The sequence below is a fragment of the Paenibacillus sp. FSL R7-0189 genome, assembly GCF_037969925.1.
Lineage (GTDB): Bacteria > Bacillota > Bacilli > Paenibacillales > Paenibacillaceae > Paenibacillus_AQ > Paenibacillus_AQ odorifer.
The window spans coordinates 3,690,644-3,705,541 of sequence record NZ_CP150223.1 but is presented as its reverse complement, the minus strand read 5'-3'; the positions used below and the strand labels follow the sequence as shown (position 1 = coordinate 3,705,541).

Below are 14,898 nucleotides of genomic sequence, written 5' to 3'. Positions count from 1 at the left end.
GAGCTATGTTTCGGACTCCAGTGCTGCTATTCCTTATGAAATGCTTCTTTTGGGGTGTTTTTCGTGCCCATAGCGACTTTGGGGTCCAGTAGAATCTCAATTATCGGATATAGCTACGTTTAAGGTCAGCTGTGTCCGGGTAGCCGCTTCATACGGGTGAATGTGCTAGAATCGAACGAAGTTTGATGCTTTGTTTAAGGGGAAGGAATAAAAAACGGGGGTGCCCAGCAGCCATTTCGCGGCTTTTGGACACCCCCACTTTTTAAAAAAACTCTATTCCGGCGATAGGCCGCCTTCAGCCGCCAGTTTCTTCTCCAGCTTCGCCGTCAGCAGTCGCAGTGCAGTTCCTCGATGGCTGATCTGCTGCTTCTCCTCCAGCGTAAGCTCGGCCATAGTTTTTTCATGTTCCGACAGGTAGAATAGCGGGTCGTAACCGAAACCACCGGCACCTGATGGTTCTGAAGTAATCCAACCTTCGACCGCACCTTCTGCGGTTAGCTCCTGCTTGGAAACTGGATCGTACAGCGATAAAGTACAGACGAACCTAGCCGTGCTCAGCAAAGGCTGATCTGTGTCTTCCCCCTGTTTCAATCTCTCTAGCTCGCTAAGCAGCTTTAGGTTATTTTCCCCATCCGTAGCATCTTCACCTGCAAAACGTGCAGAGTACACACCAGGTCTGCCATCCAAAGCATCTACACAAAGACCCGAATCATCAGCGAGTACCGGAATTCCAAGTGCGTCACCTACGGCTTTGGATTTTTTAAATGCGTTTTCTGCAAAAGTAGCTCCGTCTTCTACCACATCGGGCAGATGCGGATAGTCATACATACTCTTAACTGTCAGGCCCAGCGGGGCAAAAGCGTGCTCGAATTCGCGCACCTTCCCCTTATTCTTCGTAGCGACAATGAGAATATTGCCTGTGGAATTCATGTTACACCTCTTGGCCCGGCTGGCCGGAAGGGATTTTCAGAGCAATCGCTCCGAGCGCTTCTTTTTGTGCGGCAATCAGTTCATAAATCCCTTTCTCACCTAGACCCAACAAAAGATCCAGCTCTTGACGCGAGAATGGTCTTTCTTCGCCAGTTCCTTGTACCTCAACAAAAGCACCGCCGCCGGTCATGACTACATTCATATCCACTTTGGCTTTGGAATCCTCTTCATAATTCAGATCGAGCAGTGTTTTATCCCCTACAACACCTACACTAATTGCTCCCAAAAAGTCTGTTATAGGAAAAACAGCCAGCTTGTGCTGTAGTGCAATTTTATTAATAGCAAATGCCATGGCAACAAAAGCGCCTGTTATCGAAGCCGTCCGAGTTCCCCCATCCGCCTGAATCACATCACAATCCAGCGTAATGCTGCGTTCACCTAACGCTTGTAAATTCACCACGGAGCGAAGCGCACGGCCGATCAGCCGTTGGATCTCCATTGTACGTCCGGTAAGTTTACCGCGTGCAGCTTCACGTTGATTACGGGACTGGGTGGCCCGTGGAAGCATCGAATATTCGGCAGTTACCCAGCCTTTTCCTTGTCCTTTAAGAAACGGAGGCACTTTTTCCTCTACAGTAGCCGTACAAATGACTTTGGTGTCTCCCATCTCAATGATCACGGAGCCCTCAGCATATTTATTCGTTTGGGTCGTTATTGTCAGCGGTCGTAATTGGTCGTCAGTTCGCCCGTTTGATCTCATCTTTTCTGCCTCCTACATCGTATAGCTAATAGTTTAGTGTGAGTCCCGTTTCCCTGTTGTTCATTGCGGCAGTTCACCGTTCGGGACGTTACGTCTTTTTGAGCAACTTTTATTCTACCAAAGAGGAGGCACAAAAGCATCTTTTAAACCTTAGAAGGTCATTCTATAACGGGAGCTCGTTCAAAAATTCAGGTGCAGAAACAGGTTTGCTATAGTCCACATTGTCAGTGTCGGTAATCGATTGTTTGCCGTTCAAACGAATTTGAACTAAAGCATCTTCCGTATTTTGCGCAACAGTCAGAACAACCGATTCCAGCAATTCGGCAGGAACTTCCTTCCCATCTGCGAACATATCGTCATTCAAGGATACAGTAACAACACCGTTTTGTCCGGCTTCAACCGAATCAAGTGATGTGCCCTGTGTCATAACCATTTCCAGACCATCTCCAGATTCAGGTCCCGCAATCAGTTCATTTATAGCAGCTGTCAGCTGTTCTTGCCCTGCGGGTACAAAGCGCGTAACCGGAACATAATATTGGATACCGTCAGGAGATGTTGTGGAAAAATAAACAGTAACCGCACTAGAGTTCATCAAAGATGGACCTTGTTTAGGCAGGTTAATGCCCATTGTGCGGGACAGCGGGCGATCCAGCGGAGTACCTTGAAGCGGCATTTCCGTAAGCTTTTTACCATCTACCCAGAACTGTACACCTTTAATGTCATCTTGACCGGTCAGCGTCCAAGTGATCGCTTCAAGGATTTTGCGTTCATCCGCAGCATCGTAGTTGTTAAATTCCGAATTGAACTCAACAACTGCCAGATTCGACTTGTCTACCGTAATGCTTTGCACCTCAGTTCCAGCTGGTAGAATGCCTTGGAAGCCTTCTGGCAATGAGGACGCATATTCTCCCTTATTCACTAATGCCATTAAAGAGTTCTTGAGCGTGCTGGAATCTTTGCTTTTTGGCAGATTTAGCGACACTGGAGCGAGTAAGCCGTTTCCATCTTCCAAATATACGGTCGTCCGGTCACCGGAAGCCGTTGTTTTATCCGTTGCTTTAGCGGTTTTGGTGCTGTCCTTAACAGCTGTTTGTGCATCATCCTGAGCCACTGGACCAAATACACCTGAATCCAAAGTGTTATTTCCCTCTGTCTGTAGCATCTGCGCTTCAACCTCAGGTGGCGGAGCATCAATCGATGCTGATTCCGAACCGAACAAGCCACAACCGGACAGTGCCAGTGGAACTGCGAGTAGGCAGACCGCGGAAATCCCGCGGATTTGTTGCATTGTTTTCATCATTTATTACCCCTTTCAAGGTTAGATAGCATTTGTACTGCTATGTATACGAGACCTTTGTCCAAAAAATAACAACTGCTTATCCTAAATTGTTGGAAAAGCCTGTGTACTTTATTTTCAGGTTGGGTTGGATCTAGATTTTAATTCACATAGACTACGCTTTCTGGACAAATACTTCTTCTAAACGTACAATCTGAGATAACACCAGCGCTTAACATCATGCTAACGAACGTTGTAATGCAAAGACTTAACTTACGAGGTGACTAATCATGGCTGATGAACCAATCGCAAAAATACCTTACAGTCTGAACAGCAAGGCAGTCGCAGATGCGACCAAAGTGTGGTTGAATAAGCGTGGAGTGAACCTGCAGGAAATCGCAGAGCTCGTTATGTTTCTGCAAAAAAAATATTATCCAAACTTAACAATGGAAGAGTGTGTCCATAACGTTGAGATGGTACTCAGCAAACGGGAAGTGCAAAATGCAGTACTTACGGGCATTCAATTGGACATGCTCGCGGAGGAGGGGAAGTTGTTTCCGCCGCTTCAGGATATGATCGAAAATGATGAGGGATTATACGGAGTGGATGAGATTCTGGCTTTCTCCATCGTAAATGTATACGGCAGCATTGGCTTCACCAACTATGGTTATGTGGACAAGCTTAAGCCAGGCGTTCTTGAACGGTTGAACGACAAAAACACCGGGCAGATCCACACCTTCCTCGACGATATCGTCGGAGCTGTAGCCGCTGCAGCTAGTAGCCGAATCGCACACCGTAAGCAAGCGGAGCGTGAGATAGACCTCGAACTTCCGCATTCACCTGAGGATCGCGAAGAAGCTGCGAGGAAACTTGCAGAACATGAAAAACAACCGGAGTAACCGGTGTTTTGGGTACACTCTGAGAATTAAAAAGCGATTGTTTCGTAGCCCTTGCGGGTTATGAGACAATCGCTTTTTTTGAGGTTGGGTTGGGTTGGGTTGGTTGGGTTGGGTTGGGACCGTTTTAGGGAAAAACTCCCTAAAAAATACCGAAAATCGTTCAAAACCTAAGGTATTAGGGAATTCTTCCCTAATAACTCTACGAAAACCTTAATTTATAGCTACATTCGTAGAATATTAGGGAGAAATTCCCTAATATCCGCTCTACACCTCAACAATCCTCAAAAAACAGGGAGGAATTCCCCAATTAGTCAATACCAATACTTAGTTACTCGACAAGATGTGTTTCTACCCACGAATAGCGGCATCTGAGTCCGAATGATCTGTGTGACGCATAAGTAAAGTAATCAAACATTAGTTGGTAATGCGATCGGACTCAGGTGACCCTATTTCCATAAAACACCCTTGATTTAGTCACTTTCGGACTCCAGAGTCGCTATTCACTCAAAAATGACCAATAACAACCCTCTGCACTAGCAATAACGCCTCCCCGGTCCGATACTAACCTCAAAAGTCCCAAAATCCACGAATAGCGGCATCTGAGTCCGAATGATCTGTGTGACGCATGAGTTAAGTAATCAAATGTTAGTTTGGTAATGCGTTCGGACTCAGGTGACACTATTTCCATAAAACACCCTTGATTTAGTCACTTTCGGACTCCAAAGTCGCTATTCACTCAAAAATGACCAATAACTCCCCTCTGCACTAGCAATAACGCCTCCCCGGTCCGATACTAACCTCAAAAGCCCCAAAACCCACGAATAGTGGCATCTGAGTCCGAATGACCTGTGTAACGCGTAAGCAAAGTAATCAAATGTTAGTCCAAATGATCAGCCTAACGCATGAGTATGTAATCAAAGATTAGTTTGGTATGCGATCGGACTGAGGAGCTCAATATTCATATAAATAGCACCGAATTATACTCTCTCCTTAGTCACTAAAACCAAAACCCAAAAAAAGAGCAGTCCCAATAACACAGGACTGCTCTGTACCTCTACTCGATCATAACCTTCACATCTCAATTCATTTCATCAATCATCATTCATCACTCATCACTCTTCGAGCCCGCTAGAAACTCTAACTAACATGGTCTCCAGCACTTTCAGATGCTGCAAAAAATAGAGCACCGTCCGCCTCTATCATCACAGCCCGCTCCCGGCGCATCAGCTCCGCTAAATGCGCCAGTGTCTCACTCATCGCAAAGCGCATCTGGTGAACGGTGGTTACCCGGCTGCGAAACAGAATTTCGCAGACTGAGAAGCCGCTCTGCGGGCCGTTTGCGAGCAAGGCTGCCGTGGTATCCAGCCGCTCCTCATGATGAGCGAGCAGGCTGCTGACCCGGTGCGCAAAGCCCGTGAACGGTTCCCGATGGCCCGGGAACGCCATGCTGACCGGATAGCTGCCCAGCTCCCGCAGCCCCTGAAGAAACGTCTGCAGCGGCTGTGGATCGCTGCCTGGAAGCAGGCTGACATTGGGAGAAATCTGCGGCAGCACAGCATCGCCGCAGATCATTTGCCCGCTGTCCGCATGATAAAAGCTCACATGTCCCGGTGCATGTCCGCCAGTTACAATCAATTGCCATTCACGGCCCCCCATCCCGAAAGGCTCTACCTCATTCAGATAAGTTACAACCGGCTGCGGCTCCACTTGAGCGTCAAAGCTCTCCAAATGCGCTTTTATTCCACTCGACCATTCTTCCGACATTCCGTGTCCGATGAAATATAACGGCAAAACTTCATTGATATCCGTGTCACTGCCCCACATCAACATCGCTTCGGCATGAGCACGTTCAGTCATCCATACCTTACATCCGGTCTGTAACTGCAACCATCCCGCCAATCCATAATGATCGGGATGATGATGTGTTACGACGATATCCCGCACGTCCTTCCACGACAATCCCAGCTCCTGCAGGATCGCCTGCCAGCATTTTTCTGTCTCCGGGCTACGCGGACCGGGATCAATAATAGTAATTCTGCCATCCTCATCGGGCAGAATATAGCTGTTCACTTGACGAAGCGGCGAGTCCATGGGCACCGAGACCTGAAGAATGTTCTCGTCCCATGAAGTGATATCCGCCTTAGACATGGTGCGATCACCGCCTTTGAATCTTTTTCCTGATACCATTACGATCGAATTCCACTAAAAATCATCCGCGTGGAGCTTTCTGCATTATAAACCTCATCTTCATAGCTGCCATGCACAGCTTCGAGCTGTAAACCCGCTTCCTCGATCATCCCGCTGAATTTCTCCAAGGAATACAGCTTCACACGTTCATGATATTGGCGAGGTGTAGAATCATTTTTAGAGGTTAAAATGATGTCCTTCTTCACGTACCCATCCTCGATCCGCCGCGACTCATCAATCAGATTTTTTCCATCCTCGCGGGTAGAATGCGGCACCAGATGACGAATCACATACGCAGGATTCAGATAATCAATAACAAACTTGCCACCCGGCTTCAACATCCGATAGATTTCACGCAAAACCTTTACCTGCTCCTCATCCTCTTCAAAATAACCAAAGGAAGTGAATAGATTAACCACAGCATCGAAACCTCCAGTTAACGGTAGGTCACGCATGTCAGAACGCAGCCAAGTTACCTGCTCCGCTCCTGTTTGAGATCTTGCCTCACGCAGCAATACCTCTGATAAGTCCACTCCAGTTACCTCGTACCCTGCTTCCGCAAGCGCCAGTGAATGACGTCCCATCCCACAACATAAATCCAGCACTTTGGAGCCTGGTGGTAGTCCCAGCCACGAGATCATTCGTTCAACTTCTTTACGAGCTCCACCAAAGTCTCGATGTTTGTATACGACCAGATAATCCTCTCCGAAGCTCTTTTCATACCATTCAGTCATGTTGTCTCTCCTCCCACAGGCGTCTTCCTGTAACTCCACTCTATGTATGTTAATGTATCGCCATTGTACAGTCTTTTACTCACAAACTCAAAGAAGAGTTGTCACAGTGAGCGTTCAGCCCCTTCATGACAACTCATTCCTGCAGCTTCCTTTACACAAGCTGCTGCAAATATACTCGTGCTTCATAAGGTCGAAGTTTAAGCGGTTGGATCTGCTCATCTTTTTCCACGGAATAATTAGAAATTAACAGCTCTATATTTTCTGGTTGGAACTCTGCTGGCCATTCGAATACAGGCTCTCCATCATAAAAATTCAGAATAACCAGCAGCCGCTGATCTTCCAATGTCCGGGTATACGCATATATCTCTGTATGCTCTGCAAGCAACAACTCGTAGGCTCCATAAACGATGACTTTATGTTTTTTTCTCAGGGCAATCAGCTGTTTATAGTAGTTGTAGATGGAATCGGGATCTTTAATCGCGTTGCCAGCGTTGATCTCCATATAGTTGGAATTCACTTCGATCCAAGGAGTCCCCGTCGTAAAACCACCTGCGTGACCATCGTCCCACTGCATCGGGGTGCGGGCATTATCCCGGCTTTTATGATGAATGGCAGACATAATCTGCTCTTCTGGAACGCCGTTTTTTCGCTTTTCTTCATAATAATTAAGCGTCTCTACATCCCGGTAATCATCAATGGATTCGAAACAGACATTCGTCATTCCAATTTCTTCGCCTTGATAAATATAAGGTGTGCCTTCCAGCATGTGAATGAAGGTCGCCAGCATTTTGGCCGAAGGAATCCGGTAAAAAAGGTCGTTTCCGAACCGGGAAACCGCACGCGGCTGGTCATGGTTGCAGAGATAATTCGCATTCCAGCCTTTGTCATGCAGAACCGTCTGCCAATTACTCATAATCTTTTTCAGCTCCAGTAGACTCCATGGGACGACATCCCATTTTCCACTACCTGCCGAAGCGGCATCCAGAAACATATGCTCAAACTGAAAAGTCATATTCAGCTCCCGGCGACCATCACCTACATAATCTAGCGCCTGCTCCGGTCCAAGTCCTGAGGTCTCTCCTACCGTCATAATATCGTAGAAATACAGCACTTTATCATATAAATTCTGTAGCAGGGTATGCACATCTGCCAGATTGGAGAACATTCCATAAGCCCGTACGGTAGGTGTTCCACCTGGATTATCCGCATCCGGGTAACCTTTCGTCTTCACGATATGTGCAATGGCATCAAAGCGAAATCCGTCCACACCCTTCTTCAGCCACCATTCCACCATCTCATGCAGCTTATCAATGACCACCGGATTCTCCCAGTTCAGATCAGGCTGATATTTGGAATAGAGGTGAAGGTAATATTCATCGGTCCCCGGATCAAGCTCCCACACCGAACCACTGAAATAAGACTCCCAGTTATTCGGGGGACCTCCATTTTTTCCTTTTCGCCAAATATAGTAGTCCCGTTTCGGATTATCCTTCGACGATCTGGATTCAACAAACCATGGGTGCTCATGTGACGTATGGTTCAGAACCAAATCCATCATCAGCTTCATCCCACGTGCGTGCATCTCCCTCAGCAAATGGTCAAAATCATCCATCGTTCCAAATTCCTTCATAATGTCACAGTAATCACTGATATCATAACCGTTATCATGGTTTGGTGATTTATAAATAGGGCAGACCCAAATCACGTCTACACCTAAATCCTGCAAATAATCCAGTCTGGATATGATTCCTTGCAAGTCTCCAATCCCATCTCCGTTACTATCCATGAAGCTAATCGGATAAATTTGGTACACGACACTTTCTTTCCACCATTTCGGGTTCATTTCTCGGTTACCTCCTATTTAGCTATATGTAGAGTTTAACCACACAAAGCCTAGTAGATAACAATTTGCTCCTACTTCCCTAGTCCCTTTTGATATTGTGAGGGCGTAAGTCCGGTCCATTTCTTAAAAGTAGCACTGAAGTGGCGTTCTTCCCCGTAGCCTACTAACTTTGCAACAGCGTACATTTTTAAGTTTTGGCGGAGCAGCTTTTTTGCCTCTTCTACCCGGTATTGATGCAAATAATCGAGAAAATTCACACCCAGCTCCTGACGGAACAGTGAACTTAAATAAGTATTAGATACATAAGCTTCCTTCGCAACATATTCCAGAGACAGATTTGTATTATATTTGTTACGGATGATCTCGAGCGCTGTAACTACTGTTCGATGCAGAGGGCGATGTTTAGAAAAAGCCTCCACCACATTCTGCATGATCTTATTCAGGATCGTAGACAATTCTTCCAGCGTCTCGATCTGTGGTGCCTGCTCCATCCAATTGACCAAATGCTGCTTCCATTCGAATCCAGCTACTTGTTTTTCCTGCGCAAGCCTCTTAAGGCGAACGACAAAAGCTGTTGCCCGAATATTCACCTCCTGCTTGAGGCATCCGGGGTTTCCGCGAAAACGTTCCAGCCATTGCTCCAGCAGATCGAGGGCAAGCTCATTACTTCCTGCACCGACTGCCACAAGCATCTCATCCTCCAGCACATTTAATTCAGGATCATCTAAAATCCCGATCTCCTGTGCGCCACCCCCAATAACTCCCGAGCCTTCTGTATAAAAATAAACGCCGCCTTTCCCGTTCAGAAAGCGGGATTCCATGGCCTGAAGCGCTTCTTTATAAGACAGGTGAGCTTCCGAAATATCCGCACGACAGGAGCCTACAGCAATACTGATTGACAGCTTGAGGTATTTCTCCAGATTGCTTTGCAGCATCCCGATTTGCTCTTTTAAATAGATGGGGGTTCGGTAAGACTTGCGGGAATCCGTTCCAGCTAAACCACTGCCGATCCAGAGCAGGAGATTGCCATCATGAAAGGTCTCGATTTTTCCTTTATAGATAGGAGACAAGGTCTCACTAATAATATTTAGGGCCGCGTAACGTAAAAGTACAAAATCCTGTCCAGACCCACCGGCAGAGGGAGGATCAAAATCAAAGCTGACCAGCCCAATCTGCGGACCTTCATGGCTAATAGCCATAGCTAATTCACCGATCAGCTCCTGCCGCCGCTCCAGCGGAACCGGAGGATGATGAATCCATTGGGACAGCACTTGGCTTTTGACAAGCGGTGCATTTTTATGCCAGGAACGATCTCTTTTTAGCTGTTCATTCTCCTGACAACGCTGCCTTTCAATTAGCTCCTTAGCCTTGAGTACCGTCTTCAGAATTTCTTCCGGCCGGCACGGCTTCAGCACATAATCGACAACCCCCAGCGCAATCGCTTGTTTTGCATAAGAGAACTCATTGTATCCAGATAAAATAATCGAGCGAAAGTCGTAACCTCGACGCCGTCCCGCTTCGATTAGCTCCAGACCATTCATCTGCGGCATGCGGATATCCGTTAACAATAAATCCGGCTGTTCAGACTCCATCAGAGCCAGCGCTTCACTTCCGTTCCCCGCCTCGCCCATTACCTCAATCTGATGCGAATCCCAGTCAATCATATTGACGATACCCTCACGGATGGTGTCTTCGTCTTCAGCAATCAGCAGCTTCAGCTTCATCATTTAGGGACCCTCCACAGTGATATGAATGATAATACGTGTGCCTGCTCCTTCTACACTCTCTACTTGCAATGAGGCTCCGGCAAAAAACAAAGCTAAACGTTCCTGTACATTCGAGAGTGCAAACCCCGAACGTCCAGCATTCTCCTCTTCCTCCGAAATAGAGCTTCCTCTCGCTAAACGCTGATGTAGCTCCTGAAGTCTTTCCGGCGTGATTCCCACCCCGTTATCTTGAACTTCGAGCACAATAGTTCTATCTTTGCGGAAGGCGCGAATCGAGATGAGTCCACTTCCAGCCAGTGGCTCGATCCCATGAATCACTGCATTTTCCGCCAGTGGCTGGAGCAGCAGCTTCGGAACTGTGAAATCCTTGATACTCTCATCCAAGGCAATTTCGAACTCAAAACGTTCTCGAAACCGATTTTTTTGCAGGAACAAATAATTCGTCACAAGCTCTACTTCCTGTTCTAATGTAAACGTATCCCGCCCATCATTTAAGCTCAGCCGGAATACTTGAGAAAGCGAATAGACCATATCCGCTATTTCTTTGTCGCCCTTCTTCTCAGCTTCCCAACAAATCGTATTCAGCGTGTTATATAAAAAGTGCGGCCTGATCTGCGCCTGAAGCGTTTTCAATTCTGCTTCCTGCTGCTTCAGTTTGGAGGCATATACATCATTGATGAGCGATTTGATCCGCTGCACCATTAGATTATAACCATGGCCCAAGAGACCAATCTCATCATTTCCTTCAAAAAATACGCGCTGCGTGAAATCCCCTGTCTGCAATCTGCGCATGGAGCGGGAAAGCTTTTTCAGCGGTTTCGTTATTGAGGCGGCGGCGAGCCAGGTAACCATTAAGCTAACTGCTAAGCACAGAAAAGCGATCGTCACCGTGACCTGTGAAATCTGTCCCAGCTCTTTGACAAGCTGCCGTTTGGAATGCACCACCACTACATACCAACCCGTCGTTTCTGACTGCAGATGCGAGACAATCCACTGTTTGTGATCCGCTGTAGACTCCAGCCTCTCCTTTAGGCTCAACTTAGGATCGCTGTCCGCAAAATACGGAAGATCAAGATCTCTTTTGCCGATCCAGCTCTTGTTAGAAGCCGTAATGATGAGCCCGTCTCGATCTACCACAAACATATCTACATCATCTTCAGAGTTGTCTAGATATTGGCTTCCAATCTTACCAGCATCGACCCCGATCACCGCAAGCCCTGCCGGTTTTAAAGTATATACATTCTTGATAATTCTGGAAAGTACAATCTTATGATAATGATCACCAACAAATATGCCATCCGTGGGTCTGGACAATCCAAAGGTTGGACTACCTGCGGCTTCAACGGCTTCCTTGTAGTACGAGGTTTGGATAAAGTTAGAGAACTTCATGCCAGTTGTCAATCCGGCTTGGTTCGCAGCAAAAGGCTCCGCCCCGTTATTCTGGTCTTCCAAAGAGTATAGAATCAGGGATTGAATCGAGTTGCCAGCGACCATCAGGTTGGTGACCGTTTTAAATACGGAATTACGTTCTGTTTGTGCTTCTGACGACACTAAGAGCCGCTGCACACTTTCATCCAGAAAGAGTGTATTGGAAAAAGAAATCATTCCCCTCACCATCTCATCAATCTGCTCTGCTGTTTTTCGGGTCAGGTGATCCTGTGACTGTTTCATTTTCTCCACCACCTGCTGCGAAGAGATCTGATAGGAGTTCCACCCCATAGCGAATATAGTCACGAGAAGCAGCGGCACAAACCATAATAACAGCTTAAACTGGAGCGGAAGATGGCGATAACGGCTTAATAAGCGGATGTTTCGATTCATGAGAACCACCTTCATGTATAATCAATAAATGTGTAAACCAAGTATAACTGAAATCATTAAACCCTGAACCAGCTTTTTACAATCACTGAAAAATGCCTACATAGTTCTTAAATATGGACCATGTTTCTATCGGTCATAAACTCTTAAGATGGGGATGCAAGAAGAAACGACATCGTCATCCTCGTTTGATGACAGCCGTTCTCGTGGAAATATATCTCATAAAAAAGGTGGGTTTTTGATGAAAGGTAAAGGAATAAAGCTAGCACTTATGAGTCTAATGCTACCAGCTCTGCTGGCAGGCTGCGGTGGCGGAAATAACAATGCGAAAGCTACTAATGCACCTACAAATGACAAGGCCGAAGCTACTGCCGAAGCAACAGCTAGTGCAGGGGAAAACACACCCGCCGAAAAAATCACACTGAAGTTCTTCACCGCGCTCGCGGATCGGGCAAATGGTTCAGGTAAGGTAGAGCAAGACATTATCGATGCTTACATGAAAGAGAACCCTAACGTCAAGATTGAAGTGGAAGCGCTTCAAGATGAACCTTACAAATCAAAAATCAAAGTGTATGCCTCCAGCAATCAGCTGCCTGATATCATTCAAGCCTGGGGTCAGCCCTCCTTCCTGAGTCCCCTGCTGGATAACGATCTGCTGCTTGAACTGAACAGCGCTGACTTCGAAGGTAATCAGTTTGTGTCCGGATCCATGGACGGCTTCAGTAAAGATGGTAAACTTTACGGCTTGCCGCGTGGTGCCGACTACATGGTCATGTACTATAACAAAAAAATATTCGCTGACAACGGCATCGAGGTTCCAAAAACCACAGATGATTTGCTTGCCGCCGTCAAAACACTTCGTGCCAAGAAAATTAACCCGATCGCTATGAATGGTATGGACGCTTGGACACTGCCTATCTGGTATGAATTTGTAGCCCAACGTCAGACTGGCGATTTCAATACAATGGATGAAGCTGTTGCGCGTAAAATATCCTTTACAGATCCTAGTCTCGTTGCAGCCGCAACTGAAATGCAGCAATTTGCCGATGCTAAAGGTTTTGCCGATGGCTGGCTGACTGCCGATTACGGTGCTGCACGCAACTTGTTCGGACAAGGGCAAGCTGCCATGTTCTTTATGGGCGCTTGGGAGTCGGGTCTGGCAACAGACGAGAACTTCTCTGAAGAATTCCGCAATAACGTAGGTGCTTTCGCTTTCCCAGCTTCAGATAAAGGTAAAGCAACCGATGATGCCGCTTGGTATGGTGGCGGATATGCAGTCAGCAAAAATTCCAAACATGCTGAAGCCGCTGTTGATTTTTTGAAATATTTCTTCGCTCCAGAGCATTGGTCTAAAATGCTATGGCAAGCCGGCGCGGGTACACCTGCGCAGCAATTCGATCAATTCCTAACGGGTAACGAAACCCAGCTGCAAAAAGAATTGATTGAAGTATTCAGCTCCATGACCTCTTCCAGCGGTACTCCACTGCAGGATGTGGGTGACGATGAGTTCAAGCAAAAGGTAATGGAGGCGCATCAAAGCCTGCTTTCTGATGCAATTACCCCTGAGGAATTCGCCAAAGCACTGGATGCTGCATCCGATAAATTCGCTGGTAAATAAACCAGAGAACTACAAAAAACATGAACCTTAGCGCTCCTGAAGTAACCTAATAGATGGCAGTGCGCAAACCCCGGCTTCCCCCAGAGGCCGGGGTTTTGTTTTCGAAAAAATGTATACACCGATCTGAAATTTACGGCATGTTCCGGTGCCTGGCTTCCCGTTACGATGGTAATAGATAGATTACTCTTTAAAAGGACGGAGATTTCCATGCACAGAGTGTTAAGCGACAAAAAAGCGATATTCTTACTCATCGCACCTGGACTGTTCCTATTTGCTTTTATGATCTGCATCCCTATCTTCATGAGCGCTTATTACGGTTCTACGGATTGGGGCGGAATCGGCAAATACAATTTCATCGGCTTTGATAACTACCGTGAAATTCTATTTCATGACAAAGTGTTCTGGAGATCGCTAGTCAATGCCCTGCTCCTGACCGCCGCCACTGTATTTTTACAACATCCCTTTGCCATTCTCATGGGGATATTCCTAACCAATTCCGGCAAATACGAAAAAATATTCCGGACGATCTTTTTTATCCCCGCTGTAATTTCCGTCGTCGTTACAGCCAAGCTGTGGACCGGAATTTTCCATCCAAACTACGGACTGCTCAACAAGCTGCTAAGCGGAGTTGGATTGGATGCACTTACGCATGATTGGCTCGGTGATCCAAAGACGGCCATCTGGTGCATCATCATTGTTGTTATGTGGCAAGGCTTTGGGTATGCACTGCTGCTGTATTATTCAGGTCTGCAAGGCATTCCGGAAGATTTAAGCGAAGCCGCAAGAATCGACGGCGCCAACAACTTCACCCTCTACACGCGTATCATCATTCCGCTGCTTTCGCCGATGATGCGGGTTGCCATCATCATTGCCGTCACCACCTGCCTTAAGCAAATGGAAACCGTATTCTTAATGACCAACGGTGGCCCTGCAAATAGCACACAGTTCCTAGGGAACTATCTGTACAAAACTGCCTTCTCATCATCGCTATACGGTTATGGTAATGCCATTTCGATTCTGTTTATTGTGTTCTGCCTGATCCTAACCGTTATCCTCAACAAGATTTTAAAGAAAGATATCGGAGAATTTTAAAGAAACCCTGTAAC

General features: G+C 46.7%; 11 protein-coding genes. 3 read left to right on the top strand and 8 right to left on the bottom strand.

Annotated elements, in window-relative coordinates; translation table 11 throughout:
• Positions 1 to 273: 273 nt before the first annotated feature.
• From MKY63_RS16100 to MKY63_RS16090, 3 genes are all read right to left on the bottom strand, one after another.
• Positions 274 to 930, bottom strand: a complete 657-nt coding sequence (locus tag MKY63_RS16100) for an XTP/dITP diphosphatase (protein ID WP_038573081.1) — start codon at positions 928 to 930, stop codon at positions 274 to 276.
• Between the two features lies 1 nt (position 931).
• On the bottom strand, positions 932 to 1,690 hold the full coding sequence (gene rph, locus MKY63_RS16095; protein WP_036686952.1) for a ribonuclease PH: 759 nt from the start codon (positions 1,688 to 1,690) through the stop codon (positions 932 to 934).
• Positions 1,691 to 1,853: 163 nt separating this feature from the next.
• Complete coding sequence (locus tag MKY63_RS16090; RefSeq protein ID WP_179088460.1) at positions 1,854 to 2,987, bottom strand: GerMN domain-containing protein; 1,134 nt, start codon at positions 2,985 to 2,987, stop codon at positions 1,854 to 1,856.
• Between the two features lie 269 nt (positions 2,988 to 3,256).
• Here MKY63_RS16090 and MKY63_RS16085 point away from each other — a divergent pair, with 269 nt between their 5' ends.
• A complete protein-coding gene (locus tag MKY63_RS16085; RefSeq protein ID WP_036686950.1) occupies positions 3,257 to 3,865 on the top strand; it encodes a phosphatidylglycerophosphatase A in 609 nt (202 codons plus the stop codon).
• A gap of 1,137 nt (positions 3,866 to 5,002) precedes the next feature.
• On the opposite strand, the gene MKY63_RS16080 is transcribed toward MKY63_RS16085, so the two are convergent.
• The 5 genes from MKY63_RS16080 to MKY63_RS16060 all read right to left on the bottom strand — a co-directional run bounded on the left by MKY63_RS16080 (position 5,003) and on the right by MKY63_RS16060 (position 12,177).
• A complete protein-coding gene (locus MKY63_RS16080; RefSeq protein ID WP_076212995.1) occupies positions 5,003 to 6,013 on the bottom strand; it encodes an MBL fold metallo-hydrolase in 1,011 nt (336 codons plus the stop codon).
• Positions 6,014 to 6,051: 38 nt separating this feature from the next.
• A complete protein-coding gene (locus tag MKY63_RS16075) occupies positions 6,052 to 6,786 on the bottom strand; it encodes a class I SAM-dependent methyltransferase (protein WP_076099469.1) in 735 nt (244 codons plus the stop codon).
• A gap of 151 nt (positions 6,787 to 6,937) precedes the next feature.
• Positions 6,938 to 8,629 (bottom strand): alpha-glucosidase, encoded by a 1,692-nt coding sequence (locus MKY63_RS16070; RefSeq protein ID WP_339809291.1) that lies wholly within the window; start codon positions 8,627 to 8,629, stop codon positions 6,938 to 6,940.
• Between the two features lie 71 nt (positions 8,630 to 8,700).
• Positions 8,701 to 10,356, bottom strand: coding sequence for a response regulator (locus MKY63_RS16065; RefSeq protein WP_036679554.1), 1,656 nt, complete (start codon positions 10,354 to 10,356; stop codon positions 8,701 to 8,703).
• Entirely contained in the window at positions 10,357 to 12,177 is a 1,821-nt protein-coding gene (locus tag MKY63_RS16060) for a sensor histidine kinase (protein WP_339809290.1), read from the bottom strand.
• Between the two features lie 238 nt (positions 12,178 to 12,415).
• Here MKY63_RS16060 and MKY63_RS16055 point away from each other — a divergent pair, with 238 nt between their 5' ends.
• Together MKY63_RS16055 and MKY63_RS16050 are read left to right on the top strand one after the other, a co-directional pair.
• Positions 12,416 to 13,792, top strand: coding sequence for an extracellular solute-binding protein (locus MKY63_RS16055; RefSeq protein WP_036679562.1), 1,377 nt, complete (start codon positions 12,416 to 12,418; stop codon positions 13,790 to 13,792).
• A 207-nt stretch (positions 13,793 to 13,999) separates the two neighbouring features.
• Positions 14,000 to 14,884 carry a sugar ABC transporter permease gene (locus tag MKY63_RS16050; protein WP_036679565.1) on the top strand — a complete coding sequence of 295 codons (885 nt, stop codon included), beginning with the start codon at positions 14,000 to 14,002 and terminating at the stop codon, positions 14,882 to 14,884.
• The last annotated feature ends 14 nt before the right edge of the window (positions 14,885 to 14,898 follow it).

What these genes read in the sequence shown, in the direction of transcription:
- MKY63_RS16085 (WP_036686950.1), top strand. Translation starts at nt 3,257, where the DNA reads ATGGCTGATGAACCAATCGCAAAAATACCTTACAGTCTGAACAGCAAG.
- MKY63_RS16050 (WP_036679565.1), top strand. Translation starts at nt 14,000, where the DNA reads ATGCACAGAGTGTTAAGCGACAAAAAAGCGATATTCTTACTCATCGCA.
- MKY63_RS16100 (WP_038573081.1), bottom strand. Translation starts at nt 930, where the DNA reads ATGAATTCCACAGGCAATATTCTCATTGTCGCTACGAAGAATAAGGGG.
- MKY63_RS16055 (WP_036679562.1), top strand. Translation starts at nt 12,416, where the DNA reads ATGAAAGGTAAAGGAATAAAGCTAGCACTTATGAGTCTAATGCTACCA.
- MKY63_RS16070 (WP_339809291.1), bottom strand. Translation starts at nt 8,629, where the DNA reads ATGAACCCGAAATGGTGGAAAGAAAGTGTCGTGTACCAAATTTATCCG.
- MKY63_RS16090 (WP_179088460.1), bottom strand. Translation starts at nt 2,987, where the DNA reads ATGAAAACAATGCAACAAATCCGCGGGATTTCCGCGGTCTGCCTACTC.
- MKY63_RS16075 (WP_076099469.1), bottom strand. Translation starts at nt 6,786, where the DNA reads ATGACTGAATGGTATGAAAAGAGCTTCGGAGAGGATTATCTGGTCGTA.
- MKY63_RS16060 (WP_339809290.1), bottom strand. Translation starts at nt 12,177, where the DNA reads ATGAATCGAAACATCCGCTTATTAAGCCGTTATCGCCATCTTCCGCTC.
- MKY63_RS16065 (WP_036679554.1), bottom strand. Translation starts at nt 10,356, where the DNA reads ATGATGAAGCTGAAGCTGCTGATTGCTGAAGACGAAGACACCATCCGT.
- rph (WP_036686952.1), bottom strand. Translation starts at nt 1,690, where the DNA reads ATGAGATCAAACGGGCGAACTGACGACCAATTACGACCGCTGACAATA.
- MKY63_RS16080 (WP_076212995.1), bottom strand. Translation starts at nt 6,013, where the DNA reads ATGTCTAAGGCGGATATCACTTCATGGGACGAGAACATTCTTCAGGTC.